This is a genomic window from Mesorhizobium humile, from assembly GCF_033977215.1.
In the GTDB taxonomy this organism is placed as follows: Bacteria; Pseudomonadota; Alphaproteobacteria; order Rhizobiales; family Rhizobiaceae; genus Mesorhizobium; species Mesorhizobium humile.
The window spans coordinates 24,528-49,152 of record NZ_JAVIIV010000019.1; the positions used below are offsets into that span (position 1 = coordinate 24,528).

The 24,625-nt window shown below is 57.9% G+C and carries 18 protein-coding genes and 1 pseudogene; 11 read left to right on the forward strand and 8 right to left on the reverse strand.

All coding sequences use genetic code 11. From position 1 onward, the window contains the following. Positions 1-294 precede the first annotated feature (294 nt). The 8 genes and pseudogenes from RFM52_RS24615 to RFM52_RS24650 form a co-directional block, all read right to left on the reverse strand. Entirely contained in the window at positions 295-2,064 is a 1,770-nt protein-coding gene (locus RFM52_RS24615) for an NAD(P)/FAD-dependent oxidoreductase (RefSeq protein ID WP_320298668.1), read from the reverse strand. Positions 2,065-2,524: 460 nt separating this feature from the next. Continuing rightward, the gene (locus RFM52_RS24620; RefSeq protein ID WP_320298642.1) at positions 2,525-3,709 is read right to left on the reverse strand and encodes an acetyl-CoA C-acetyltransferase; all 1,185 of its coding nucleotides are present in this window, start codon (positions 3,707-3,709) and stop codon (positions 2,525-2,527) included. A gap of 47 nt (positions 3,710-3,756) precedes the next feature. Further along, positions 3,757-4,383, reverse strand: a complete 627-nt coding sequence (locus tag RFM52_RS24625; protein ID WP_320298641.1) for a CoA transferase subunit B — start codon at positions 4,381-4,383, stop codon at positions 3,757-3,759. A 14-nt stretch (positions 4,384-4,397) separates the two neighbouring features. Next, positions 4,398-5,096, reverse strand: a complete 699-nt coding sequence (locus RFM52_RS24630; RefSeq protein WP_320298667.1) for a CoA transferase subunit A — start codon at positions 5,094-5,096, stop codon at positions 4,398-4,400. Positions 5,097-5,359: 263 nt separating this feature from the next. Beyond that, positions 5,360-6,763: an aspartate aminotransferase family protein gene (locus tag RFM52_RS24635; RefSeq protein ID WP_320298640.1), complete on the reverse strand. Its 1,404-nt coding sequence runs from the start codon at positions 6,761-6,763 to the stop codon at positions 5,360-5,362. A 12-nt stretch (positions 6,764-6,775) separates the two neighbouring features. Continuing rightward, a complete protein-coding gene (locus tag RFM52_RS24640; protein WP_320298639.1) occupies positions 6,776-8,254 on the reverse strand; it encodes an NAD-dependent succinate-semialdehyde dehydrogenase in 1,479 nt (492 codons plus the stop codon). Positions 8,255-8,575: 321 nt separating this feature from the next. After that, positions 8,576-9,045: pseudogene (locus RFM52_RS24645) on the reverse strand (IS66 family transposase); the annotation flags it as partial. A 437-nt stretch (positions 9,046-9,482) separates the two neighbouring features. Continuing rightward, positions 9,483-9,791, reverse strand: coding sequence for a helix-turn-helix domain-containing protein (locus RFM52_RS24650; RefSeq protein WP_320298638.1), 309 nt, complete (start codon positions 9,789-9,791; stop codon positions 9,483-9,485). Between the two features lie 117 nt (positions 9,792-9,908). Here RFM52_RS24650 and dndB point away from each other — a divergent pair, with 117 nt between their 5' ends. The 11 genes from dndB to RFM52_RS24705 all read left to right on the forward strand — a co-directional run bounded on the left by dndB (position 9,909) and on the right by RFM52_RS24705 (position 24,543). Then, positions 9,909-10,952 (forward strand): DNA sulfur modification protein DndB, encoded by a 1,044-nt coding sequence (gene dndB, locus RFM52_RS24655; protein ID WP_320327876.1) that lies wholly within the window; start codon positions 9,909-9,911, stop codon positions 10,950-10,952. Between the two features lie 21 nt (positions 10,953-10,973). Beyond that, positions 10,974-12,461: a DNA phosphorothioation system sulfurtransferase DndC gene (dndC, locus tag RFM52_RS24660; protein ID WP_320298636.1), complete on the forward strand. Its 1,488-nt coding sequence runs from the start codon at positions 10,974-10,976 to the stop codon at positions 12,459-12,461. Next, positions 12,458-14,458 carry a DNA sulfur modification protein DndD gene (dndD, locus tag RFM52_RS24665; RefSeq protein WP_320298635.1) on the forward strand — a complete coding sequence of 667 codons (2,001 nt, stop codon included), beginning with the start codon at positions 12,458-12,460 and terminating at the stop codon, positions 14,456-14,458. Before dndC ends, dndD begins: the two co-directional genes overlap by 4 nt. After that, the gene (dndE, locus tag RFM52_RS24670) at positions 14,439-14,810 is read left to right on the forward strand and encodes a DNA sulfur modification protein DndE (RefSeq protein ID WP_320298634.1); all 372 of its coding nucleotides are present in this window, start codon (positions 14,439-14,441) and stop codon (positions 14,808-14,810) included. The genes dndD and dndE overlap by 20 nt, the downstream gene beginning before the upstream one ends. Then, positions 14,807-15,979, forward strand: a complete 1,173-nt coding sequence (locus RFM52_RS24675) for a cysteine desulfurase family protein (RefSeq protein WP_320298633.1) — start codon at positions 14,807-14,809, stop codon at positions 15,977-15,979. Before dndE ends, RFM52_RS24675 begins: the two co-directional genes overlap by 4 nt. 235 nt (positions 15,980-16,214) lie before the next feature. Next, positions 16,215-17,303, forward strand: coding sequence for a GTP pyrophosphokinase (locus tag RFM52_RS24680; protein ID WP_320298632.1), 1,089 nt, complete (start codon positions 16,215-16,217; stop codon positions 17,301-17,303). 95 nt (positions 17,304-17,398) lie between these two features. Further along, positions 17,399-19,906 carry a sigma factor-like helix-turn-helix DNA-binding protein gene (locus RFM52_RS32780; protein WP_347349927.1) on the forward strand — a complete coding sequence of 836 codons (2,508 nt, stop codon included), beginning with the start codon at positions 17,399-17,401 and terminating at the stop codon, positions 19,904-19,906. 28 nt (positions 19,907-19,934) lie between these two features. Continuing rightward, a complete protein-coding gene (locus RFM52_RS24690) occupies positions 19,935-21,896 on the forward strand; it encodes a DEAD/DEAH box helicase family protein (RefSeq protein ID WP_320298631.1) in 1,962 nt (653 codons plus the stop codon). Then, a complete protein-coding gene (locus RFM52_RS24695; RefSeq protein WP_320298630.1) occupies positions 21,886-22,083 on the forward strand; it encodes a CxC ATPase DNA modification system associated small protein in 198 nt (65 codons plus the stop codon). The genes RFM52_RS24690 and RFM52_RS24695 overlap by 11 nt, the downstream gene beginning before the upstream one ends. Continuing rightward, positions 22,073-24,052, forward strand: a complete 1,980-nt coding sequence (locus tag RFM52_RS24700) for a hypothetical protein (protein WP_320298629.1) — start codon at positions 22,073-22,075, stop codon at positions 24,050-24,052. The genes RFM52_RS24695 and RFM52_RS24700 overlap by 11 nt, the downstream gene beginning before the upstream one ends. Further along, positions 24,052-24,543: a hypothetical protein gene (locus RFM52_RS24705; RefSeq protein ID WP_320298628.1), complete on the forward strand. Its 492-nt coding sequence runs from the start codon at positions 24,052-24,054 to the stop codon at positions 24,541-24,543. Before RFM52_RS24700 ends, RFM52_RS24705 begins: the two co-directional genes overlap by 1 nt. The last annotated feature ends 82 nt before the right edge of the window (positions 24,544-24,625 follow it).

The following is a 24,625-nucleotide window of genomic DNA, read 5'->3' on the forward strand; positions in this document are numbered from 1 at the left end:
CGGCGGGCGATTGTGTTGCCATAGCCTCGGCATTCGGCAACGCGGGCGGCGAATATATGGGCGGTCTGCTCGGGTCCGGCGTGATGGCGAAGTTCCTTAAGCTCCATCACTGCATCGCGGCTTTTTATATCCAGGATCCTTCGCCCGTGCGATGGACTGTATTACCCATCCTGTGCTCATATGCCTGGCCGCCATCGCCTTTGTTGACGAATCCGAACTCACAGGATCAACGTGCCGGCGAACTCGTCGGCGCCGGCATCTAGCCGGCGCCTTGAAGAGAGCATTTGAACGGTATCACCGTGTGGATTGTGTCCTCGGCGATCGGTGGATCGTCGCAGGCCGATGAACCGATATTGGGAGATTCTCAAGCCGCGCCTTAATCTGAAGAGCGAGGTGCAATGAGTAGATACGCGATTGCGACAGGCTGCCGCCGTGAAACCACAGACCCTCCTGCGCAGTCGGTTTCCACATGTTCTTCAACTCCCCTTCCCAGGGACCCGGGTCCAATGCTGTGTCGGATCCGAGCCCCCAGCAATGGCCCACGCGGCGCTCACAATCTTTGGAGATCAGCGTACCAATCCAGCTTTCCATTGGTTCAAAGCCGGTGGCGTAGATGATGGCATCTGCATCAAGTTCTAACCCATTGCTGAGGACTACCGACCTCTCCTTGATTTCCTGGATAGTGGTCCCGCTCCTCACTTTGATCTGTCCATTGATGATCAAGTCCGAGGCGCCGACGTCGAGGTAGTATCCGGAAGCACGTCGAAAATATTTTCCGTTCACGCCGGTATTGTCCTCGCCGAAATCGAGAAGAAATCCTGCAGAGCGCAGCTGCGCATAAAACGTCGCGTTCTCTCGCTGATCCTTCTCGCAGTCTTCTCTGTCAATGCTTTCCCTGGCCCGGAATGGCATCGAGGCCGAGATCAGGTCACGACGCTCAGTGCTGAGATCAGGGCCCTGAGGGTTTTGGGGGATCTTGAGGACGCTGGTGGACGAGCGCTGGACCATGGTTACATCGGCATTTGCCGCCCACAGATCAACACATATGTCATGCGCGGAGTTGTTGGAGCCCAGTACGACAACGCGTTTACCAGCCAGCGTTGCTCCGTCCCGGTGCTCGCTAGAATGATATTGCACGCCTGCGAACAATTCAGCCCCCGGCAACACCGGAGTCTTGGGCTTTCCGGAGAGGCCAGTGGCGATGACGAGTTGCTTTGGCCTTAAGATCTCTATGCCGCCTTCGCGCTCAACGTTGACAATCCATTCCTTGTTCTTGTCGTCAAAGTGCGCGCTGCGAACGGTTGTTGAGCACCATATGTTAAGTTCCATAACTTTCGCATACATTTCCAGCCAGTCGGCAATCTTGTCTTTCGACATGTAAATCGGCCAATGGCTCGGGAACGGAATGTACGGCAGATGGTTTGACCAGACTGGATCGTGCAGATTGAGAGACTTGTAGCGCTGCCGCCAGGCATCGCCCGGCCTCGGCAGCGCATCAACAATCAAAGTGGGAATACCGAGCATCTTCAGCCTGGCCCCTAGCGCCAACCCTCCCTGCCCCCCACCTACAACGAGGCAATAGGGCTGGACCTCGGTGCCGAGTGTTCGCTCCTCCCGCTGGCGCTGCTCAAGCCAGGTCAGCCTTTCCTTACTGGCCGTATGCTCAGCTCCGGCCGAACGACGCGGCCCGGACGGCTCTTCAAAGCCCTTCAGTTCGGTCATTGACGTGAGGAGCGTCCAGCACTTGCCTTCACGGAGCCGGATATAGCCCTTGCCTCGTGCGGTCGCTGTCTCAAAATCAAACGCGCTCTCGAGTCGATCCCCCTCAGTCTTCGATTCTCCCTCACGCACTATCGAGATGCTGCCGACTTGGTCGAGCTGTTCATGCAGCATCTTCGCAATGGCGGGCCGGCCGTCCATTGTCGCAATCGTCCAGGTGAATGCGACCAGATCCCGCCAGTAGCACTCCTCGGCCGAGAACATCGACACTGCCGCCTCGACGCGCCCTGTATTGAGAGCCGCTTCGAATGCTGCAAGCCATTCCTCGACCTGATTGTTGCCCATGCTAATAGGTTCCTCGCCGGAGTGCCGCTTAATTTCTGAGGTGAGGTCAGTCAACGTCCAAGCTCCTGTTCGGTTAAATGAGGCGGCTAGCGGGGCGCATGTGCGCTGTTCCCGCGTAACCACTGGTTTTCTGGGAGTTAAATCTAGCAGCGTTGAACCGGCGGGGAGCGTCGATTTCTCGTCGAAGGCGCAGGAACGCCGCATTCCGCTCTTAACTGCGCAGAATTCCGGCGCTTGCTCGGCAAGGCACACGAGCAAACAACCGACCACTGTCCGTAACTTAGCGCCCTGCTGGCTGGGAGGATACCAGCAGGGCGCGCCGCTATAGGTCGCGGTCTTGGGACGACCGGACATGGCGGCATGTCTGCACCGCCCGTCGACACGAACGCTGCGTTTGGAAATCGGCTTGCTCTTTCGACGCTGGAGGGTTCGGATCCATTTAGACACAAAGCGAAATGACTCAGTCCATTGCTTCGACGCACATGGCGACGCCCATGCCGCCGCCGATGCACAGCGTGGCGAGGCCTTTCTTGGCACTTCTGCGGCCCATCTCGAAGACCAGCGTGTTGAAGACGCGGGCGCCCGAAGCGCCGATCGGATGGCCGATGGCGATCGCGCCGCCATTGACGTTGACGATCGAAGGATCCCAGCCCATGCCCTTGTTGACGGCGCAGGCCTGCGCGGCGAAGGCTTCGTTGGCCTCGACAAGGTCGAGGTCCTTGACCGACCAGCCTGCCTTCTCCAGCGCCCGCTTGGACGCGGGGATCGGCCCGGTGCCCATGATCGCCGGATCGACGCCGGCGGTCGCCCAGGAAGCGATGCGCACCAGCGGGGTGATGCCGCGGCGCGCAGCCTCGGCCTCGGTCATCAGCAGCGCGCCGGCGGCGCCGTCATTGATGCCGGACGCGTTAGCTGCGGTGACGGTGCCGTCCTTGTCGAAAGCGGGCTTCAGCTTGGTCATGGCGTCGAGCGTCGCGCCGTGGCGGATATATTCGTCCTGGTCAACGATCGTATCGCCCTTCTTGCCCTTGATGGTGAAAGCGACGATCTCGTCCTTGAACTTGCCGGCCTTCTGCGCGGCCTCGGCCTTGTTCTGCGAGGCGAGCGCGAACGCATCCTGATCGTCGCGGGTGATCTGGAACTGGCGGGCGACGTTCTCGGCGGTGTTGCCCATGTGGTAGCCGTTGAAGGCGTCCCAGAGGCCGTCCTTGATCATTGTGTCGATCATCTTGTAGTCGCCCATCTTGACGCCGGCGCGCAGGTGCTCGGCATGCGCCGAGAGCGACATCGATTCCTGGCCGCCGGCGATGATCACCTTGGCGTCGCCGGTGACGATCTGCTGCATGCCGAGCGCGATGGCGCGCAGGCCCGAGCCGCAAACCTGGTTGAGGCCCCAGGCAGTGGTCTCCTTCGGCAGGCCGGCACTGATCGAAGCCTGGCGGGCGGGGTTCTGACCCTGCGCGGCGGTCAGCACCTGGCCGAGGATGACCTCGTCGACTTCGGTTGCCTCGACGTTGGCGCGCGCGAGCAATTCCCTGATCACGACAGCGCCGAGTTCATGCGCCGGCGTGGCGGCGAAACTGCCGTTGAAGGAGCCGACCGCGGTGCGGGCGGCGCTGGCGACGACGATGGAGGTTTTGGTCATAGTTGCTTCCTCTATTGGAACTGGCGGCTCCAGCCAGCACACCCGCCTCAGTTGATCGTTGCTTCGGTTGCGCCGCGGAGTTCGTCCTCAGTGACGCCATCGGCGCACTCGACGAGCTTCAGCCCGCCCTCGACCACATCGAGAACGCCAAGATTGGTGATGATACGGTCGACCACCCCTCTACCCGTAAGCGGCAGGGTGCAGGCTTTGAGCACTTTCGATTCCCCGGCCTTGCTGGTGTGGTCCATGACAACGATGACGCGTTTCACACCGGCGACAAGATCCATGGCGCCGCCCATGCCCTTGACCAGCTTGCCGGGGATCATCCAGTTGGCGAGGTCGCCGTTCTCGGCCACTTCCATGGCGCCTAAGATCGCCATTGCGATCTTGCCGCCGCGGATCATCGCAAAGCTCTGGGCAGAGTCAAAGAAGGCCGAATGCGGCAGCGCCGTTACCGTCTGCTTGCCGGCATTGATGAGGTCGGCGTCGATCTCGTCCTCGGTTGGGAATGGACCAATCCCAAGCAGGCCGTTCTCCGACTGCAGCGTCACGTGAATGCCGTCCGGAATATGATTGGCGACGAGCGTCGGAATGCCGATGCCAAGATTGACATAGGTGCCGTCCTCAAGCTCGCGCGCGGCCCGCGCCGCCATCTGGTCCCTGTCCCAGGCCATCTGTCCCCTCCCCTTCAAGCCGCAGCACGCGTCGTGCGCTGTTCAATGCGCTTCTCGTGCTTGCCCTCAATTAGGCGATGCACATAGATCCCCGGCACGTGGATCTGGTCAGGCTCCAGACTGCCGACGGGAACGATCTCCTCGACTTCGGCGACACAGATCCTGCCGCACGTGGCAGCCGGCGGGTTGAAGTTACGCGCCGTCTTGCGGAAGACGAGGTTGCCCGAGGCATCTGCCTTCCAGGCTTTCACAATTGACAGGTCGGCGACGATGCCGGTCTCAAGCATATAGGTTTCCCCGTCGAAGACCTTGTGCTCCTTGCCCTCTGCCACGACGGTGCCCACGCCGGTCTTGGTGTAGAAGCCGGCGATGCCGGCGCCGCCGGCCCGCATGCGCTCGGCCAGCGTCCCTTGCGGATTGAACTCGAGCTCCAGTTCCCCGCTCAGGTATTGGCGCATGAACTCGGCATTCTCGCCGACATAAGAGGAGATCATCTTCCTGATCTGCTTGGTCTTGAGCAGCACGCCAAGCCCAAAGTCGTCGACGCCGCAATTGTTCGACGCGATCGTCAGCTCCTTCGTGCCCGCATGCCGTATGGCATCGATCAACAGCTCCGGTATACCGCAGAGCCCAAATCCGCCCGCCGCAATGAGCATCCCGTCGAATAACAGACCCTCCAACGCAGAACTGGCATCGTTATGGACTTTGTTCATATAGCCTCCCAGGTTGGCGCGGATCGTCCAGAATCGATCCGTGTGGCAGTTAAGGCATGGCTCGCAGCTCCAACCGGTCGCTGGGATCTTCTTCAACGGCTGCCTATACAGGTCGTCATGAGCTCTTGAGCAGCAAGCGTTATGAAAGCCGGGAAGGGTTTTTGGTGGGCCTGGATTCGAGGCCCACTTTGCTTTTGCCCGACCTGTTCAAAAGTCCAGCTAACGCATTGTCCGTTTGGATCTGTAGTCTGGTCATCACCCCTTCAGATTCTCTCACCCTCACGAACCAAGTCGTCCATGACTGAACGAACGGCGCCTTCGGCGAGGGCGACGATCTCTTCGGCTTCGCCCTTCGTGGTTACGAGCGGCGGGGCAAAGCCCAGAATATCCCCGTGCGGCATTGCGCGGGCAATCAGTCCTCGGTCGCGCGCTGCCTTGGAGACGCGTGCGCCAACTTTGAGCGAGGGATCAAAACGCTCCCTATTTTTGCGATCGGCGACAAATTCGATTGCGCCCATAAGACCGACGCCGCGCACTTCGCCGACGATCGGCAACTGCGCGAACTTCTCCTGCAACTGCGCTTGGAAAAACGCGCCGACGTCACGCGCATTGCCGGGGAGGTCTTCTTTCTCGACAATGTCGAGAACCGCGTTGGCCGCGGCGGCGCCGATGGGATGACCAGAGTAGGTGTACCCGTGCGAGAATGCGCCGACCTTGTCGGCCCCGTCCTCCAGGACCTTATACACCTTCTCACCGACGATTGCCGCTGAAAGCGGGAAGTAGGCCGAAGTCAGACCCTTTGCGATCGTAACAAGGTCGGGCTCGATGCCATAGTGCTGCGAGCCGAACATGGAGCCCGTTCGACCAAAGCCAGTTATGACTTCATCTGCGATGAGCAGCACGTCGTGCTTCTTGAGCACGGCCTGGATTGCTTGCCAGTAGCCTTCCGGCGGAGGCGTGATGCCGCCGGTGCCGAGCACCGGCTCGCCGATGAAGCCACCCACATTTTCTGGCCCCAGCCGCTCGATCAGTTGATCAAGTTCCTCGCCGCGCCGCGTTGAAAATTCGCGTTCACTCTCGCCCGGGTTTCTACCCCAATAGTGGTGCGGAACACCGGTGTGAACAATCTGAGGAAGCGGCAGGTCCATGTGGTCATGATAGAAGCTCATGCCGGTCATCGACCCGGAGACGACGCTGCAACCGTGATAGCCGCGCTCACGCGAGATGATTTTCTTTTTGGAGGGTTTGCCGCGCAGATTGTTGTAGTACCAGACGAGCTTGGCTTGGGTTTCGTTGGCATCCGAACCGGACATGCCGTAAAAAACCTTGCTCATCTTGCCGGGTGCCATCTTGACCAGGCGATCGGACAGGATCGCTAGCTCGTCCGTCGTGTGGGCGGCGTAGGAGTGGTAATAGGCCAGACGAAAAGCCTGACGCGAGATAGCCTCGGCAACCTCGGCTCGGCCATAGCCGACGTTAACGCAGTAGAGCCCGGCGAAGCCGTCGATGAGGTGGTTGCCATGCGCGTCCTGGATGCGGATTCCTTTGCCCGTCTCGACAATGGTCGGATCGCCGAGCTCACCGCTGGCGAAGGCTTTGAGCTGCGTAAAAGGATGCAGGACCGAGTTCCTGTCCTTGTCGCTGATCTCTTTGATGTTGATGGTCATGGTTTATTCCTTTCAGGCAGCGATATTGCCGATGCAGACGTATTTGGGTTCCAGGTATTCGGCCAGGCCGTGCTTGGAGCCCTCACGCCCGAGGCCGGACTGTTTCCAGCCGCCGAAGGGGATGGGTGCGCCGGTAAATTTCGGCGTGTTGACAGCAACCATGCCGTATTCCAGCCGATCTGTCAGCCGCATGGCGCGGTTCAGGTCGGCGGTGTAGACGTAGGCGGCGAGGCCCATTTCAGAGTTGTTGGCGCGCGCCAGCACTTCCGACTCGTCGTCGAAGGCAAGAATGGCCGCGACAGGGCCAAAGGTTTCTTCTCGAGCAATCAGCATGTCGTCGGTGACATCAGCCAGAATTGTTGGTGTGACAAAGTTGCCGCCGAGCGGGCTGTCCTGACCACCACATACGATCCGGGCGCCGGCCGAGATCGCCTGCGCGATTTGTTGCCTGCATTTTTCCGCAACCGAAAGCCGGGTCATGGGGCCAATGTCGGTCCCCTCCTCCAAACCGTGCCCGACTTTCAGCTTGGCGGTCGCCTCGGCAAATCTAGCGACGAACTGATCATAGATTCCGCGCTGAACATAGATCCGGTTCGCGGCCAGGCAGTCCTGCCCCGACGTCGCAAACTTGGCACCGATGCAGCCGGCGACCGCTGCATCCAATGGGGCATCGCCAAACAGCAGGAACGGCGCGTGGCCGCCCAATTCCATTGAGGCCTTCTTGATTGTTGCCGCGGACTGGGCAAGCAGGATGCGTCCCACCTCTGTCGACCCGGTGAAGGAGAAGGCGCGCACTTCGGTATGCTGAAGCAGGCGCTTGGCAAGCGGCGGAGCCTCTCCAGTGATCACCTGGAAGACGCCGGCGGGAATGCCAACTTCCTCGGCTAGTCGGGCGAGCGCCAATGCCGAAAGAGGCGTTTCCGGAGCGGGCTTGACAATCATCGTGCAGCCGGCCGCAAGCGCCGCTCCGGCCTTGCGGGCAATCATCGCTGAGGGGAAATTCCAAGGCGTAATTGCGACAGTTACACCGATTGGCTGCATCTGAACCGACACTCGACTGCCGGTCAAATGACTGGGGATTGTTTCGCCATAAGCCCGCTCACCTTCAGACGCAAACCAGTCGATAAACCCGGCTCCGTAGAAGATTTCGCTCCGCGCTTCGGCGAGCGGCTTCCCCTGCTCCGCCGTCATTATGGCCGCCAGATCATTTGCATTCGCCCGCAGTTCATCCGCCCAAGCGCGCAATATACCGCCCCGCTCGACAGGCCGCATGTCGCGCCAGACGGCAAACGCCTCCCCTGCGGCCCTTACAGCCAGGTCAACATCTTTTTCATCACAAGCAGCGACATTAATAAGTTTGTCGCCGGTGGCCGGGTCGAGCACCTCGAGCACTCGATTCCTGTCGATCCACCGACCCCCAAGGAAGGCGCGATGCTCGAGAAGATCTGCCCGTTTTAGTCCCTTTAAAGCCGACGCTGCAAGACCGTTCATTTTTGAAGCTCCAAAACTGACGGGTAATAAATAGAACGGGCCTGCTGCCGTCGGAATGCGGAGTTAGCCACCGCTGCGCATATTATCTGCAACATGTCGTGGCTTGACGCATAATCTCGCTAGATTGCGGCAGATGAGAACTAAGCGATACTATACGGCAGACCGCTTGCTCTTAACTCCCGACTTGGAAGTACGTTGCCTGCAATGGATCCATTGGACCTATCGGGCCGTGGCCGTCGACGTAGTCCGCTCTACTCCGTCTTTGGTGCAGCGCTGGCCTCTGGTCAGATCGCTACAGCGCACCTGAAGAAAGCAGGCCGTCCGTAGAAAGGTCCACGATCGGCCGGGTATCGATCTTGCCTTGGCCAGGACGGAGCCGTCGCTCGCCGTGCAAACGTGAAGCAACGCACATGGCTCGAGCCGCATGAATAGCGGCACCAGCGCCGCGACGCCGGCGCTGACCTGGTCGGCCGGCGTCAACTGGCTAAGCGGCACGCGCGGTCATAGGTTTAGCTTGGTTTGCGGCTGATGCCGGCCGAACTTCTCAAACAGGATCATCACCAGTAGGCCGGGACCGGCCCAGCCGCGCGGTGGGGCCTGGAACGCCCCCGAGCCTGGCTGATCGCAAGGTGAACTTCTCCTGCAAGTGTTGGATCACCTTCCAGCTGCGCAGCCGATGACCGCCGCAGCAATTCAGCGGCCGGCACCGGCTCGACCACGCGTTCGCGCGGCAGATGCTCGAGATATTGTTGGCGCGCCGGTCGGTTGCGCACATAAGGCGCGCTAGATGTTCAGAGTTCTGAACGCTCAGCCCGCCTGCACGACCAGATGGAACTCACTTTCGAGGAAGCACGGCAACGTCAGACGAGATTCGCCGCCGAACAGGCAGCGGCCCGCAAGGTGTCGCCAACCAGATCCGCCACTTGGCTCTGAACCGGGATCATGGAACGCCAAACGCTTTCACCATCGCCGCCGCCAGTGTCGGCGGCGCGTGGTCAACTAAACCCGCAGCCACATGCAGGCAATCCCGAGCTCGATTGCGCTGGTGGCGCCGCCAGCAACGAAGCGGCGACAGGCTTGTCGGTAACCTCGACACTTTCGACAAAGCCCGTCTCGCGGGCTCTCACCGTGCGGCACTTAGTTATGGATCAGACTGGCCGCGACATCGACTGAACTCTGTGATTCACCGAATCCGGTCTGCGTCGTGGGTTGGAACTCGTTTTGGGCGTCATGACTTGCCGTTTTCCTTCTTGCCAAATCGGATCGCGTGTCGATTTCCGCGCGCAATTCGCGGTATGGCCTGGATATCTGCAGGATTCAGCGTAATGCCTGAAAGCAAGCCAGCCAGGCTCATTTCGTGTGCGACAGCAATTCGGGCAAGTGTGATCAATGTCACATTGCCCTGACCTCGTTCGAGTTTCCCATAAGCTGCGCGGTCAATGTTTGCTTGCGAGGCAAACCCTTCTTGGGACCAGCCGGCATGTTCCCGAAGGCGTCTAAGTTGCTCACCAAGCTGGACACGTAAATGCTCTGCCATGCCGCACTAGATTGCGGATATGGTGCTAATCGTCCACGGTATATATATCCCCGGTATATATTGACCATCGCCATTGATCGCGATATCATGTGCGAATTAGTTGCGGAGAGATTGGCCATGAATGCGTTTGCATTCCCTGCCATAAGGGGCGTTCAGGCAGGTCGAGCCTATTACGTGGTGATGGTTCCGCTTGGTGCCGTGGGATCGCTATTGCGATTTAATGATGGAGCTGTTCCGGACGAACTTCGCGCTCAGCGTCGCTTGAACAAGAGCCGCATTCCAGCACTTGTTCGTTACATCACGTCGAACCCAAAGGAGTACGTACTGTCCGCCTTGACGGCAACGATCGACGGCGGGTTTCATTTTGAGCCGAGCGACATGAACGGACCCTTGAGATCAATCGGAACACTGTCGGTCGACATGACTGCGACAATCCTTGTGAATGATGGCCAGCATCGCCGGGCTGCAATTATTGAGGTGCTTCGCGAGCGTCCCCATTTTGCTCACGAGACAGTCGCCGTCACTTTGTTTCCAGACCACGGGTTGGAGCGCTCACGGCAGATGTTCGTTGACCTCAATCAACACGGAGTGAAGCCCTCGCGTTCAATTCGCCTGCTGTATGACGCGCGTGATGAGCGAGCAAAATTGTCCCGGGCCGTCGTTGACTGGGTTCCGCTTTTCAGAGACATGACCGACTTTGGTCGATCTAATCTCACAGCCAGTTCGCCAAAGCTATTCGCTTTTAGCAACCTTCACGCAGCTGTTTCGACCTTTGTATCAGAGACGGGCGAAGTCGATGAGGCGAGGGTCATAGAGTTTTGGGCAGCGGTGGCGGAATCAATTCCTGACTGGGGCTTTGCGCACCGCGGACAAATGACACCCGCAGCCCTCAGGCGCGAAAAGGTCCACGCCCATGGTGTTGCGTTGGAAGCCATCGCAATAGCAGGCGCGCGGTTACTCAACGATCCGAGACTCGACTGGCGCACGGCAATCAACCGTTTGGGTGACGTTGATTGGGCCCGGTCAAATAGCGCCCTTTGGGAAGGGCGGGCGCTTCTGGTCGGTCGCATCAATCGATCGCGTGCCAGCGTAATGCTCACTGCGGAAAAAATCTGGTCACTCACCACGAATGGCGCTGACGCACCCGGGCAAGTCGGTTAGACTCCTTTCAGGAGAAATACCGTGAGCAAAAAGAATAACAATTCCAACGGGGCAGGCCGAATCGCGTCCATATTGGACGACATTCGGGACATCTACCTTTCCGATGCTCGGCCGTGGGTGGTTGGCTATTCAGGAGGAAAAGACTCGACCACCGCCCTGCAGTTGATTTGGACGGCAATCGCTGCGTTGCCGTCTGAACGGCGGACCAAGACGATCTATGTTATCAGCTCCGACACGCTCGTCGAAACGCCTGTGGTGTCGCGGTATATAGACGTCACACTTGACCGCATTTCATCGGCTGCGGCCGCTCAAAACATGCCGGTCGTCACGCACAAGGTCGTCCCGGAGCTGGAAGATAGCTTTTGGGTGAGCTTGATCGGGAAGGGATACCCGGCCCCGTCACGCCGCTTTCGGTGGTGCACGGAGCGGCTCAAGATCCAGCCGGCCGATGCTTTCATCAAAAGCCGCGTCGCTGAGTTCGGTGAAGTCGTCATGGTTCTCGGCGTCCGGTCACAAGAATCTGCGACCCGCGCCCAAGTAATGTCATTGCATCAGATAGAGGGGTCTCAGCTGCGGCGCCACTCATCGCTGATGAACGCCTTTGTCTACGCGCCGATCGCGGATTTTTCGACGGACGACGTCTGGACTTACCTGCTTCAGAATGAATCTCCCTGGGGCAATGACAACCGCGATCTCGTTGCAATGTACCGCAACGCCAGCGCGGGCGAGTGTCCGTTGGTCGTGGACACATCGACTCCGTCTTGCGGAAACTCCCGCTTTGGGTGCTGGGTTTGCACCGTGGTGCAGCGTGACAAGGCAATGGAGTCGATGATTGATTCAGGCGAGGAGTGGCTCACACCGCTTCTTGAGTACCGTGATATGCTTTCGCAGACCCAGGATCCGGAGCGCAAGCATGAATTCAGGGACTTTCGGCGCAAATCTGGTCAAGTGAATTTTATCGGTGAGACTGACCGTGTCATGCCCGGCCCGTACACCATGGAATTTTGTCGAACTCTGCTTCGTCGCTTGCTCGAAACACAAAAAGAAGTTGCGCGTGACGCGCCTGCAGGCGAAGCGCCAATTCTGATTCATGAGAACGAATTGCATGAAATCCGGCGGCTCTGGCGCACGGAGCGTGGTGACTGGGCGGACACCGTTCCGCGTATCGTACGCGAGACGCTCGGTCGCGATGACATCGAGTGGGTGACGGAAGATTCTGTTGCATTCACCGCCGACGACGGTGAGCTCTTGGCTTCCGTATGCGCGGACAATGAGGTTCCACCCGAACTCGTGATGAAATTGCTTGATATCGAGCGAGCTTCACATGGTCTTAAGCGTAGGCATGCCGTGCACACTCGTATTGAGGACGCATTCAGGCTTGAATGGCGAGATCTTGATGTCCTCGTAGCCGAGCGGCGGCGCACACTTGGGCTGGAGGACGGCAGCGTATTGGCAGTTGTTGACGATTTGGAACTTCCGTTCGATATGGTCGGTGAGGATGGGCGTTGAGACTGCGATCAATCACACTTGAGAATTTCGGTCTTTATGCCGGTCGCCAGCGTCTGGATTTGTTGCCGGCGCGAGCAAGGCCCGTCGTCCTGATAGGCGGCAAGAACGGCGCCGGCAAAACCACCCTGCTTGAAGCGGTGCGGCTCGCCCTTTACGGGAGGCGTGCGCTTGGCTATCGGGTGGCGCAATCTGAATATGAGGAGCATCTACGGCGCCGGCTTCATGTTGGGTCGGATGGACGCCCGGCGCCTTTTGGATCGGTCGGGCTCGAGTTCGACTATGCCGAGGGTGGTGTGGTTCATCGGTATGAGGTCTTGCGGCGCTGGGCGACGCGCGGGACGAAAACCGTCGAGACTTTGACGTTGGAAAAAGACGGGGCGCCGGTCGACGCCGTGCCACGTGACGAATGGCATAGCTTCCTGCAAGAAATGATACCACCGGGCGTGTCTCAGCTGTTCTTCTTTGACGGCGAAAAGATTGCCGAAATCGCCAGAGACGATCCCGACGAGGGTCTTGCCGAAGCTGTTCGCGGTCTCCTGGGTATCGAGCTTGTTGGACGTCTCCGGACCGACTTGGGTCTCTATCTTGCTAGACATGGTCGTCGTGAAGGCAATGACGAGGCTGTTAGGCTTGAGACGATTGTTCGCGAGATCTCCGTGCTCGATCGTCGCATTGCGGAAATGGCGGAGGACGTTGCTGAACTCACCTCGCGCCATGCGTCTCAATCCCGAGTGGCCCTCAATGTCCGTCAACGGTTTATTGCTGAAGGCGGTGACGCAGCAAACCGCCGCGCTCAAATTGAGGCTTCGCGCGATGAGTTGCGCCAACAAATTACCCGCCGCGAAGCTGAGATTCGAGAATTCGCCGGCGGTCTCCTCCCATTCGCATCGGCTCCGAGATTGCTCCGGCGATTTTCAGTTGCTTTAGCGCACGCCGGGGAAAAGCCGCGCGAGGATATGGTCGAGTTTCGAGAACGCGTGGGTACATGGCGAAAGACCAACACACCGACGCGCACGGCCCGGTGGCAGGAAAGTCATTGGCGTGACCTGGATGCTTTTTTTGAATCAGAACAGCAACGAGCGACCGGTGCCGCTGCTGGTACCGTTTCGGAGTTGGATGCCGGCGATCGGCGGGGTTTTGCTGCACGGCTTGTCGAAGCTCGTGAAAACATTGCGTCGCGTGCAGCCCTGGCTGTCTCCGAATTGGACTCCTTGCAACGCAAACTTCGTCGTGTCGATGCCGATCTGGTGCGTGCTTCCGGGCACGCAGCAGGGATCGTTCTGGATGAGCTGCTCTCGGCTGAAAAGTCTGTCGGGACTGCCGAAGCCGTGTTGCGAGCACGGACTGACGAACTCCACACTCTGGAATTTCAACGCTCTGGACTGACCCGCGAGCGCGACCGCATGCTCAAAGCACAGACTGAGGCTGAGGCCGGTGAAGAGCGTGCCGCACTGGCAACGCGCGTGGGCCGAGCGTTGCAACTCTATGAGGAACGGCTGCTCGATATGAAGCTTGCGCAACTCCAGACAGAGTTTGTTAGCAGGTTTAATCACCTCGCCCGCAAAGGGGGATTTGTCGCGAATGTGCGCATTGACCGCACATCTTTTGACGCGACGCTGATCGATAAGACGGGAGCCGAGATTCCGAAGTCGAGCCTATCTGCCGGGGAAAAACAGGTCTATGCAATCGCTATGCTGTGGGCACTGGCTCGCACCAGCGGCCGGGCGCTCCCGATGATTATCGACACCCCCCTTGCCCGACTTGATAGCGAACACCGAACAGCCATTGTCGAACGGTATTTCCCCGAGGCAAGCCATCAAGTCATTGTTCTATCCACTGATACCGAAGTTGACGCGCGGCTGCTTAAGGAGCTCACACCGAGCATCAGCCACTCCTACAGACTCGATTACGAGCCCGATCAACGCGCAACGCGAGCCATTCCAGGCTACTTCGGCGATGGCGACGAAGGAGGTCAGCTTGCGCTACAACAAGCTTAGGATCTCAACAGAGGCGACAAGCAAGCTACGCTCGATCCGTCAGCGCACTGGGGTCACCCCCAACCTTTTATGCCGTACCGCGATCATGCTCTCCCTTGAAGAAGGGCCGGCGATTGCGCCAGCTCCTGATGAGGGCGGCCAGGAGTTTAACGCCTACACGCTTACGGGCGAGTATACTGGCTTGATTGCCGCTCTGTTGCGCTTCGTTGAAGAGGACGAGGGCGGCGCCAGCCCCCTATCGAACGAAGATCTTGTTGCGCGTCTTCGTGCTCACATTCACCGCGGCGTGGGTACTTTGTCTGTGCGGGCCAAATCTGCGGCGGACCTGGGTCGTCTGGTGCTCGCCGCATGAAACGTGAGGCGAACAAGGAGCCCATATACCTCGACCACAACGCGACCACCCCGGTGGATCCCAGGGTCCTTGAGGCCATGCTTCCGTTTTTCACCGAGGTGTTCGGAAATCCGTCGAGTGTGGAGCATGTCCACGGCAATCGCGCCAGGGCAGCGGTGGAGGCTGCGCGTGTGCAGATCGCAGAAGCGTTGGGCGCTCGTCAGAACGAAATAGTCCTGACCGGCAGCTGCACCGAAGCCAACAATATAGCGATCATTGGTGCCGCCCGGGCACGGCCGGAGCGTAAGCACTTGATAACGAGCGCTATCGAGCATCCTGCTGTCGTGGAGCCGATGAGGGAGCTGGAACGGGAAGGGTTCGAGGTCACAATTGTCGGGGTCGATCAACAGGGTCGGGTATCACCCTCCGACGTGGCCGCGGCAATCCGGGACGACACGAGCCTGGTATCAATCATGGGCGCCAACAACGAAGTGGGGACCATTCAACCCATCGCTGAAATCGGCGCTGTTTGTGAGGAACGCGGTGTACTCTTTCACTCCGATCTCGCCCAAGTTCTGGTTCATAGGCGCGTCGACGTTATGGCCGAACACATCCACCTTGCGAGCATCTCCGGGCACAAAGCGTACGGGCCAAAGGGTGTGGGTGCCCTCTATGTTCGATCGCGCTCGCCGCGCGCTCGGCTCGTGCCTGTTTCATTTGGCGGCGGACAGGAACGTGGGCTTCGGTCCGGTACCATGAATGTACCCCTCATAGTTGGTCTTGGGGCAGCACTAGATATCGCTGGCCGCGAAGGCACGACTGACGATGCGCGTTTGCGCGGGCTTTGCGACAAATTCGTTCACGAGGTCACCTCGGCGATTGCCGGCGTCAGCTTTAACGGCCATCCCTCGGAGCGTATCGCTGGAAACGTTTCGCTATCGATTGCCGGGGTCGAACCGTTAGCCCTCATGCACCGACTAAACTCTGTCGCTAGCTTTTCTGCGTCCAGTGCCTGTGCGACTGACAAAGTCAAAACAAGCCCCGTGTTACTCGCCATGTTCGGTGATACTCCGAGAGCGCGACAAGCCTTTCGGGTCTCGCCAGGTAGATTTTCAACCGCCGAACAAATGGCGCAATTTACGATCGCTCTGATCGAGGCGGTTGAAGAGCTTCGCCGTTTCGCTGCCTGAACTTACAAAAAGCACCTTTGCTAGAGAGATAGCTGACCCGTCTCGCCGCCGGCGCTAAAGGGCAGACAATGATCCAATGTGGCTTCCCTACTGTACGTTCATCCGGTGCCGCGGAAACTGTGAACAACGGCGATAACTGATTTTCCTGCATACTCCCTACTGTTGGGGTCTATTACAATTCTGATAGACAGACGGCCAATCGCAAGCGAATCTACCCTCGGGAGTGGGGCGGTCGATGCCGATATCTGACGAAGTGATAGACGCTGCGGTGTCCCGCTATGATCGGGAGCGCGATCGGTATCTCAAACTCGCAGCGCGCGTCGCTGATATCTGTCGATCCAGCATCGTGGAAGGTAACGCGATACGTGCGCAAATCACCTCGCGCACAAAAACTGTCCGGAGTTTCGACGGCAAGCTCCGACGATTCGCGAAGAGGTCCGATAAAAACTTCGATTCGGTAGACGAGGTTTTCGAGAAGATTGGGGACTTCGCAGGCGTTCGAGTGGCGACATATCGACCAGAGGACGAACCACGCGTCACCGAGGCGATCAAGGCGCTCTTTGCCGGGCGGGAGGGTGAGGCCGTCGAGATCGATCACAAGGATAAGCTCGATCCAACCAACTGCCAATTTTACCGCGCCACTCATTGTCAAGTATTCCTGCGCGAAGAGGAACTCCTTGGCGATTATGGAAATCTGCGCGGCGCAAGCTGCGAAATCCAGATCTGTTCGATGATGGCGCATGTGTGGAATGAGATCGAACATGATATCGGCTACAAACCCGAGGGCGGAGGACCTGGCGAAGCCGAACGCGGTCTGCTTGAAGCCCTTGGTCATCTGACGCGTTCGGGTGATGCCGCAATTACCCAACTCCTTGCCGCCAATTACGCACGCATGACTGTGCAGACCGGCGATTTTGGTGATGTGCATGACTTTGTCGCGCGTATGCGCAAGCATTTTCCCGAAGCCGATCTATCGGTAAATGCTGGACTGGCATTTGACGAAGCTGTGCTTCTGGGGCTCACCTCGGCTGGCAAGATCGAGAAGGCTCTAGGACCTGAGGCATTCAACCCGGACGTTGCCTCTACACGGATTGATGATTTCAATAAGTTTCTGGAGCTGTCTGGCAGTCCCGAACTTGCCCTCAACCGGCGTTCCGCGGATCTCATTCTGATAGGGATGCTTGCCAAATGTTCCGAGAAGATCGAGGAAAACCATCCGGCAGGACGGGGAAAAGGGCGCCCGGGCCGCATTTACTACCTGGTCCGCAAATATCGAGAGTTTTTGCAGGCACAACAAATAGATAAAAATGTGCCTGGCAGATGATGAGCGACCATATCCTTTCGTCTATAAGTGATAATCGGCCCACGGAGATGGATCCCAACGAGTCCGTCCCCTCGGACGCCATTCGAATGCGAAGGTTGGTCGAGCTTGTTGCGGAAAACGACGTCTCGGTCCGCCTTGGGAATGCTCTGACTGTCGCAGACAGCTCCGGCAGTCTGCCTTATGCGACGATCGGGGACTATCTCGATGCGGGGCCGCTAGCCCAGACCAGGATGCTGCATGACGTTCGAAATTTCGGACGCAAGAGCGCGGACGAACTAGAGGCGCTCATCCGGGCCGAATGTGCGTCCAACGGCGTTCATCCTTTAAGTCGCACTAAGATTTCAGCTACCGCCAATTCATCCGAGAGATCAGACCTCATCAGTCTCTTCGACGGCGACACGATTGGCGCAATCGCCAGCGAAGAAGTCCTGTCGACACGGCTTGAGGCCGTCCTTTCCCGGCCGCCTTTCTGGGACATGACGTTTGCGAAAGCCATGGAAGACTTCTTCAATACCACCCATAGGATCACGCAAACGCGAAACTGTGGACGCAAATCGGTCGAGGAATTCCGACGCCTATGTGAACGTCACATTCGTCGCCGTCTGACAGAGAATGGCTTTGGCAGGCAGGATCGGTTCGTATCGCTAATTTTCGACAACTCAACCGCTGCCTGCGAACACAACCCGGACACAGCGCCCGACAATCCTGGCTTGCCTGATGAGGTGGCCACCGCAGAGCATGAGCGGCTGGCGGATCGTCTCGAATGGCTTTTGTCACAGCTCGACCAGCGAGCATCCACGGTTCTCAGACGTCGCAACGGTATTGGGCAGCAAGGCAGGGAAACACTAGAGGAAATCGGTGCCGACTTCGGTGTGACGCGGGAGCGAATTCGCCAGATTGAATCGAAATCATTGCGCAAGTTGCGAACCCAGATTCGGCGCTACCCAATTGAACAGCTGCTGCAACAGGAGGGACCGGGGCAGTGGGTAGTCATTGCGAAAAACGCGCCAGTCCTCACCAAGGCTCAGCTGCCCTCCCGCCGTCGCGATGTCGATGCCTACGTGACGTTAGCGTTAAGCATCCTCGATGTCCGGCTTGACCAGTGGATTGATCGTATCGCGCTGCCTCTGCCTGAAGGCTGGATTCATCCCCTGGGTGACGCATCACTGGTCGAAGCGGTTGCAGAGGATTTGCAAAAGGCGATTGCTCGCGCTCCGCTGCCTCAAGCATTGGGTGCTTTGACGAATGCCAATCCCGAAGTTGCGCAGGCGGCATGCGAACTTGTTCTTGGGAACCCGATTCGACTTGGCTACGTGATGCCGCCGCGCGTCGGAGCTCGCTTGACGCGCTTGATCGGCTTGCACACCCTCCTTGCCGTTGCGGGCAAAGCCCAGCCCGTCGAGGAATTGCTGCCGATCTATCATTCTCATTTTGCGAATGATCTTTGCTCCGAACGTGACGCTGAGATCGTCATGGGCGCCGCACCGCATCTGTTTCTGGAAATCGAAGAGGGTAGCTGGCTGGCAATCGGCGCCGCTGGCACGACGCTTAAGAGCTTGGCTCCAGCGGAACGGGACGATCAATCGCAAGAGGAGGAACCAGGGACAATCGCGCACGCGCTGCAGGTAGCGCTTCAAGCTCGCGGCCCCACAAGGTTGGGAGACCTGCTCGACGATGCCCACGCCATTCTACCAGAAGGTCGGTCCGCCAACAGTATAGGACCTGTTCTGATCACCCGTCGCGAAATTTTTATTCGTGTGCTCCCCGGGACCTATGGACTGTCCGAACATGTTTCGGCAATCGCTGCTCACCTCCCAGACGACTTGCCGATCCTTTTCAATGACAACCAGGCTCGGCTTTATGCCCTTGCGCGATATGCCGGAGAGCCTCGCTCGATCTTTCCATTCTGGACGCCGACGGCGGAGCTCAAACTATGTCGATGGGCTCGCCATTCCAGCGAGGCAGACGTCTTTGCCTCGCTCCTCTCCGTAGCTGATCCCGCCGACTGGCCTGTCGATTCGACTGAATGCGCAAATTGGCAACGTCTCAAATATCAGCAAGGTCGTTTTGCGATCGGAATGACTCTTCGGCGCGATGCCGCCTATGAGCTGCCGCCTTTGGATAGGATCCTCGCAGCCTGCGTTTATGCTCATAGTCAAGGTGGGCTGAATTGGATTGCCGCGAATCGCCTGTCGGGTCGAAGGATCGACTCTCACGCCGGCGCCGGCCTGGTGGCTCTGTTGGTTTGCTTGGGTGCCTTGAAGGAACCCGACGCGCAGGGCTTTCAATGGCAAATGCAACATTCTGTCACTTCCACCCTTGATGTCGTGCGCAGTGAGCTAACAGGGGAACTGGCGCGTACGGGAGAGCTCGACTGGAGCCGCGGTGCCGGTGTGTTGCTCGCAGGACAAGTCGCTCATGCAATACTCCATCCAAAAAGCTGGGTCAGCCACAGTGCTGTCGTGGCGATGCTCGGGCAACAGACAGTGTCCGTCGCGAGCGAGGCAAGCGACGATCCCTTTGAGTTGCTGATGGCAGAGCGTCGCCGGTCTCGCGAAGCCCGGCAAAGAGAGGTCAATCTGCAATGGTTGCTTGCGGAATGAAGTCCCCCGGCCTTACAGGGGTGCGGAAATGATCGCGCCAGAAGTCCCAGAGCTTAAATCCCACTACCGCAGTGGCAAAGACGACTTGGCCGTTGACTTTTTTCGGCCATGCCTACGGGTTGCTACCCTTTATCGTCGGGCCGTGGGATACTTCTCCACTTCAGCACTTTTAAGCTGGACAGATGCGCTGACTCGCGTCGCGGCTGACGGTGAGCTGATTGTTCAAATGGTAGCCTCGCCGGAGCTTTCGCCAGGGGATGCCGCGACCTTGAGAGGGCTCAACAATCCCGAAAGGATTGCGCAGTATCAGGCCATTATTGTCGAGCGAATTCTGGACGAAATCATTGCGCTGCTTGGCGACCCGACCGATTCCGGACGTCTCGCTCATATATTTGCCTGGCTCGTGGCAAATGACCGTCTACAGATAAAATTCGCCTTTCCAGATCATGTCGCCCAACCGGGCATCTTTCATGAAAAGATCGGCATCTTCGATTTCCCAAACGGATCTCGCGCCGCGTTCACAGGTTCTGCCAACGAAACCAGAAGCGGGCACAGCAGGAACTACGAATCGATCGACGTTTACCGGTCATGGGTGCCCGCAGAGGAAGAGCGGGTCGCCACGAAAGTCGAACAGTTCGACGAAGCATGGAACAACAAAGCCGAAGGCCTCGATGTTTTAGCGCCATCGACGGACGTAATCAGCCGTTTGCGAGAGCGAGCACCTCGCCACAGAAAACCCGCGGCGGAAGAGAAGCCGGAGCAGCAGCCGGAGCCCGACAAACGGTGGCTGCACCAGGACGAAGCGGTTTCAGCGTTTTTGTCGGGCGGTGCCGGGATCCTGGAGATGGCAACCGGTACAGGTAAGACCCGCACAGCACTCAAGATCTTGTCGTCGTTGATCGCCTCGAAATCGATCGACGCTGCGATTGTTGCAATGGACGGGACCGACCTCCTGGATCAATGGGCAGAGGAGCTCGAACAATGGAACCTCGCCGGTGGCCCGCATTGGCTCATCTACCGAAACTATGAACGTTACCATGAGCTTGGCGAGTTTGCTCTTGATCCCTATCGCGGGCTGATTGTCATTTCTCGGGGCCAACTCCACAAACTTCTGGACAGGCTGCCGGCCGCGGTAAAGTCGCGTATGATAGTCATTCACGACGAAGTTCACGGCTTGGGAACACCGAGTCTTGTCGGTTCCCTTGGCGGGAGCCACAACGATTTTTCCTTTAAAGTGGGGCTCAGCGCCACCCCGGACCGGGCTTACGATCAGGATGGCAATCAATTCATCGCAACCGAGCTTGGTCCTGTTTTGTATCGGTTTCCGCTTGAAAAGGCGATCGCGCGCGGGGTGCTAAGCGAATTCGACTATCTCCCGCTTGCGTATGATCTAACGACCAGCGATCGAGAGCGACTGCAGGGCGTCTATACTAAGAAGGCCGCGCGCCTGCACAGTGGCAACCCGATGAGCGACGAGGAAATCTGGACCGAGATTGCCATGATATACAAGACCGCCGAGATGAAGCCGGTGGTCTTTTCCGAGTATCTTAAAGTGAACCCTTCAATACTCAAGCGGTGCATCATTTTCGTTGAGACAAAAGAATACGGCGCCAGAATTCTCGATATTTTGCATGACTACACGCACCTTTACCGGACCTACTATGCCGAAGACGATCGAGATCATTTGGTAGCGTTTGCCCGAGGCGACATCGATTGCCTCGTCACATGTCACCGAATATCCCAAGGGATTGATATTCGCTCGTTGAGTACGGTCGTGCTGTTTGCGTCGGCTCGTGCAAAACTCGAGACAATTCAGCGGATCGGCCGCTGCCTGCGGACAGACCCTTTATTGCCTGAAAAACGTGCTCTGGTCGTCGATTTTGTCAGGCCGGGCAGTCCGACCGATCCGGTTCCGAACGCTGATCAGGAGCGCTGTGCTTGGCTTACAGCGCTATCTGCAGTGAGAAAGGGAGACATTAATGCCGCTTGATCCAGCCCTCGAGGCAGCGCTCCACACCTCCGTCAATGCAGCTGGCCAGCCGAAGACCGTTGCGCAACGGCTTGTAGCCTGGCTCAAGTCATTGAGTGATGGCGAAGGCAGTGAGGACCAAAACGCTCGCTTTTACGAAAACGTCTTGGAAGCTGTTAAGGTCAAGGACACAACCGATGAGGATTAGTCTAAGTGGCTGGGCCAGCAGTGGTTTGCGGTGTCCTGACATTGAGATCAAGCTAGCCGGCAAGTCAGGTGAGCCGGCCAAGGTCGCATTGGTACAAATGCCGAACGGCACCGGGAAAACGACAACTTTGGAGCTCATTCGAGCTACCCTTACCGGCCAGGCGAGCACCTGGGCACCGACAAGAATACGAGACTATCGCCGACCTGGCGACAATCGGGACAAAGGTGAGTTCCGCGTAGCGTTGCTGCTCGACAGGCGACCGCTCACCATCGAACTGATTTTGGATTTCGAAAACGGCACGGCGTCGTACCGCACAACAACACCCGGGAGCGGAGGCGTGGTTGGCCGGTGGCAGCCTCCTCCATCGATTCTAAAATTTCTGACGCCTGACTTTCTGCACCTGTTCATCTTTGACGGTGAGTTTGCCGACAAATTGTTGAAGCAGGATGCGGGACGCGCCGACGAAGCGATCAGCGCGCTGTGTCAACTGGACCTCCTTGACATTGTCGCTCAAACCACTGAATCGCAGTGGAAAAAGCGTACCAGCCAGGGCGGAGCGAAGACGGCTGCGGCATTGACCAAGCTCAATGGCCTGCGCGATACACTGCTCAGGCGCCGCAGTGATCTCGAAAAGGCGCGCGACGTCGCGCAACGAAAAATCGATGCAGGCTCAGTCGCAGCCGCTGATCTTACCAAGAAAATTGCCGATCGGCTTGGCAGTGTTGAAGCGACTCGGGTTCAGCACGCTGAGGCAATACTTGCCCTCCAGAGTGCCAACAACGCGGTAAGCAAGGCATCGGGCGAGGTCATGGATCTTCTCCGAATGCCGTTGGCCGTTCACAAAAGCTTCTCAGAGAGTCTCGTCGAACTCAGGGATAACCTGGACCATCTGAAACTTCCGGAGAACACCTCAGCCCAGTTCTTCGCAGATCTCGTCCAAGAGCCCGACTGCATTTGCGGACGTCCCATGAGTGATGTTGCTCGCGACGAAATCCTGAAGCGAGCGAAGGGTTATCTCGACATGGAGGAATCCGGAACGATCAACGCGCTGAAGCATGACATCAGCATGTTCGTGGCCGCTCCGGGTGATGAGCCGGCCTACGTGCTTCTCGATAGGGTGTTAAAAGAACTCACATCAGCTCGCAGGCAGCAAAGAGAGGCCGGTCAGACGCTGCGTGCGCTGGCGAAGAAGCTTATCGATGAAGGCGATGAGTTGCTCAAAGAGTGGCAGGATACCTTGGGGGCTCTCGAAACCGAGTTAGCCCGCTGCAAGCAAGTCCTACAGGAGATCAATGCCCCGTCAGGGGAAGATACTGACGAGCCGATCATGTCCATGAAGCTCGTCGAGAAGAAATTGGATGAGGTTGGCAAGGACATAGCCAAATTATCTGAAACTGTCGATCTTAGAAGCAAAACGGATATAATTGAAGCAATCCTCAAGCAAGCCGCGGGTCTGGCGCGGGATGAGATCCGCGCCGAACTGGTGCAGGAATCAAACAAGAGGCTTTCGGTTATCCTTGCCAACGACCCGCTTCGCATCGATCGCATCGATAAGTCGCTGCACCTTGCCAACCAGTCAGGTGCAAGCGTGGGGCAGAAACTATCTGTTGGTTACACTTTCCTAATGAGCGCCCTAAATCGCGGAAACAATGACTTCCCGCTCATAGTCGATAGTCCTGCCAATTCGATTGACGAGGGCGTGCGACGCAATATCGGAAAGCTTATACCCGAGCTTTGCACCCAATTCGTTGGCTTCACGATTAACACCGAGCGAGCGGGTTTCGTCCAGGCGTTGGAAAAGGTCTGCGAGGATTGCCTGTTTCTAACGGTGTTCCGCAGGACCGAGGGAACAAAGCGGCTTGAGCGCACCCTGCCGCCAGTTGGCGTGACCAAGACGGACAATGCCGTTTTAGTCAACAACCGCGACTACTTTATGTCTTTCGACCTCACGGATGAAAAGGACATCTGATGGCTCGGTTCCGTATTCGAAAGGATGCTCAAGCTTGGTTCAACAAAATTGAGGATTTCGAGCATTTCAAAGTGGATTTTGATCAATATTACCTCTGTCTGATGGCGGGCTTCGCCAGTGGGCGAAGCAACGATAGCGCTCCCACGACGGAAATGGTCGATCACTTTGTCAAGGAATATAAACCCGCCAGCCGCTTTCTGATAGGGCTATTGGTAATCGCGGAACTCAGGAAGAGTGGAATTGGAGTCACGGAGGGCGCTGCCGTGCGTGCACTATTCAAGCGCCTCGTAGATCCGCATAGTCCCAACCAATTGACCGAGGAGGGTATGCGTCGAATGAACGCGTACGCAAGCGGCGGCTACGATTATCTGTCTGAAAAGCGAGAAACCAAACCGTACTCAGGCGAGGAGTTTTTGCGAGATTATGTTCAGCTAATAGATCTGGCGGTGAAGTCGGCCGACAGCTTGCCAACGGGTTCACTGCCATCTTGAGGCATGAGGGACGAGATAGGCGACGGCCGGTATGCTAACGAAAGCCACGGCTGGCGTCGTCCACCCTGCTTAGATTTAAACG

Excerpts from the sequence above, each read along its gene's own strand:
- RFM52_RS24615 (WP_320298668.1), bottom strand. The coding sequence starts at position 2,064 with ATGGGCAACAATCAGGTCGAGGAATGGCTTGCAGCATTCGAAGCGGCT.
- RFM52_RS24620 (WP_320298642.1), bottom strand. The coding sequence starts at position 3,709 with ATGACCAAAACCTCCATCGTCGTCGCCAGCGCCGCCCGCACCGCGGTC.
- RFM52_RS24625 (WP_320298641.1), bottom strand. The coding sequence starts at position 4,383 with ATGGCCTGGGACAGGGACCAGATGGCGGCGCGGGCCGCGCGCGAGCTT.
- RFM52_RS24630 (WP_320298667.1), bottom strand. The coding sequence starts at position 5,096 with ATGAACAAAGTCCATAACGATGCCAGTTCTGCGTTGGAGGGTCTGTTA.
- RFM52_RS24635 (WP_320298640.1), bottom strand. The coding sequence starts at position 6,763 with ATGACCATCAACATCAAAGAGATCAGCGACAAGGACAGGAACTCGGTC.
- RFM52_RS24640 (WP_320298639.1), bottom strand. The coding sequence starts at position 8,254 with ATGAACGGTCTTGCAGCGTCGGCTTTAAAGGGACTAAAACGGGCAGAT.
- RFM52_RS24650 (WP_320298638.1), bottom strand. The coding sequence starts at position 9,791 with ATGGCAGAGCATTTACGTGTCCAGCTTGGTGAGCAACTTAGACGCCTT.
- dndB (WP_320327876.1), top strand. The coding sequence starts at position 9,909 with ATGAATGCGTTTGCATTCCCTGCCATAAGGGGCGTTCAGGCAGGTCGA.
- RFM52_RS24675 (WP_320298633.1), top strand. The coding sequence starts at position 14,807 with ATGAAACGTGAGGCGAACAAGGAGCCCATATACCTCGACCACAACGCG.
- RFM52_RS24680 (WP_320298632.1), top strand. The coding sequence starts at position 16,215 with ATGCCGATATCTGACGAAGTGATAGACGCTGCGGTGTCCCGCTATGAT.
- RFM52_RS24690 (WP_320298631.1), top strand. The coding sequence starts at position 19,935 with ATGATCGCGCCAGAAGTCCCAGAGCTTAAATCCCACTACCGCAGTGGC.
- RFM52_RS24695 (WP_320298630.1), top strand. The coding sequence starts at position 21,886 with ATGCCGCTTGATCCAGCCCTCGAGGCAGCGCTCCACACCTCCGTCAAT.
- RFM52_RS24700 (WP_320298629.1), top strand. The coding sequence starts at position 22,073 with ATGAGGATTAGTCTAAGTGGCTGGGCCAGCAGTGGTTTGCGGTGTCCT.
- RFM52_RS24705 (WP_320298628.1), top strand. The coding sequence starts at position 24,052 with ATGGCTCGGTTCCGTATTCGAAAGGATGCTCAAGCTTGGTTCAACAAA.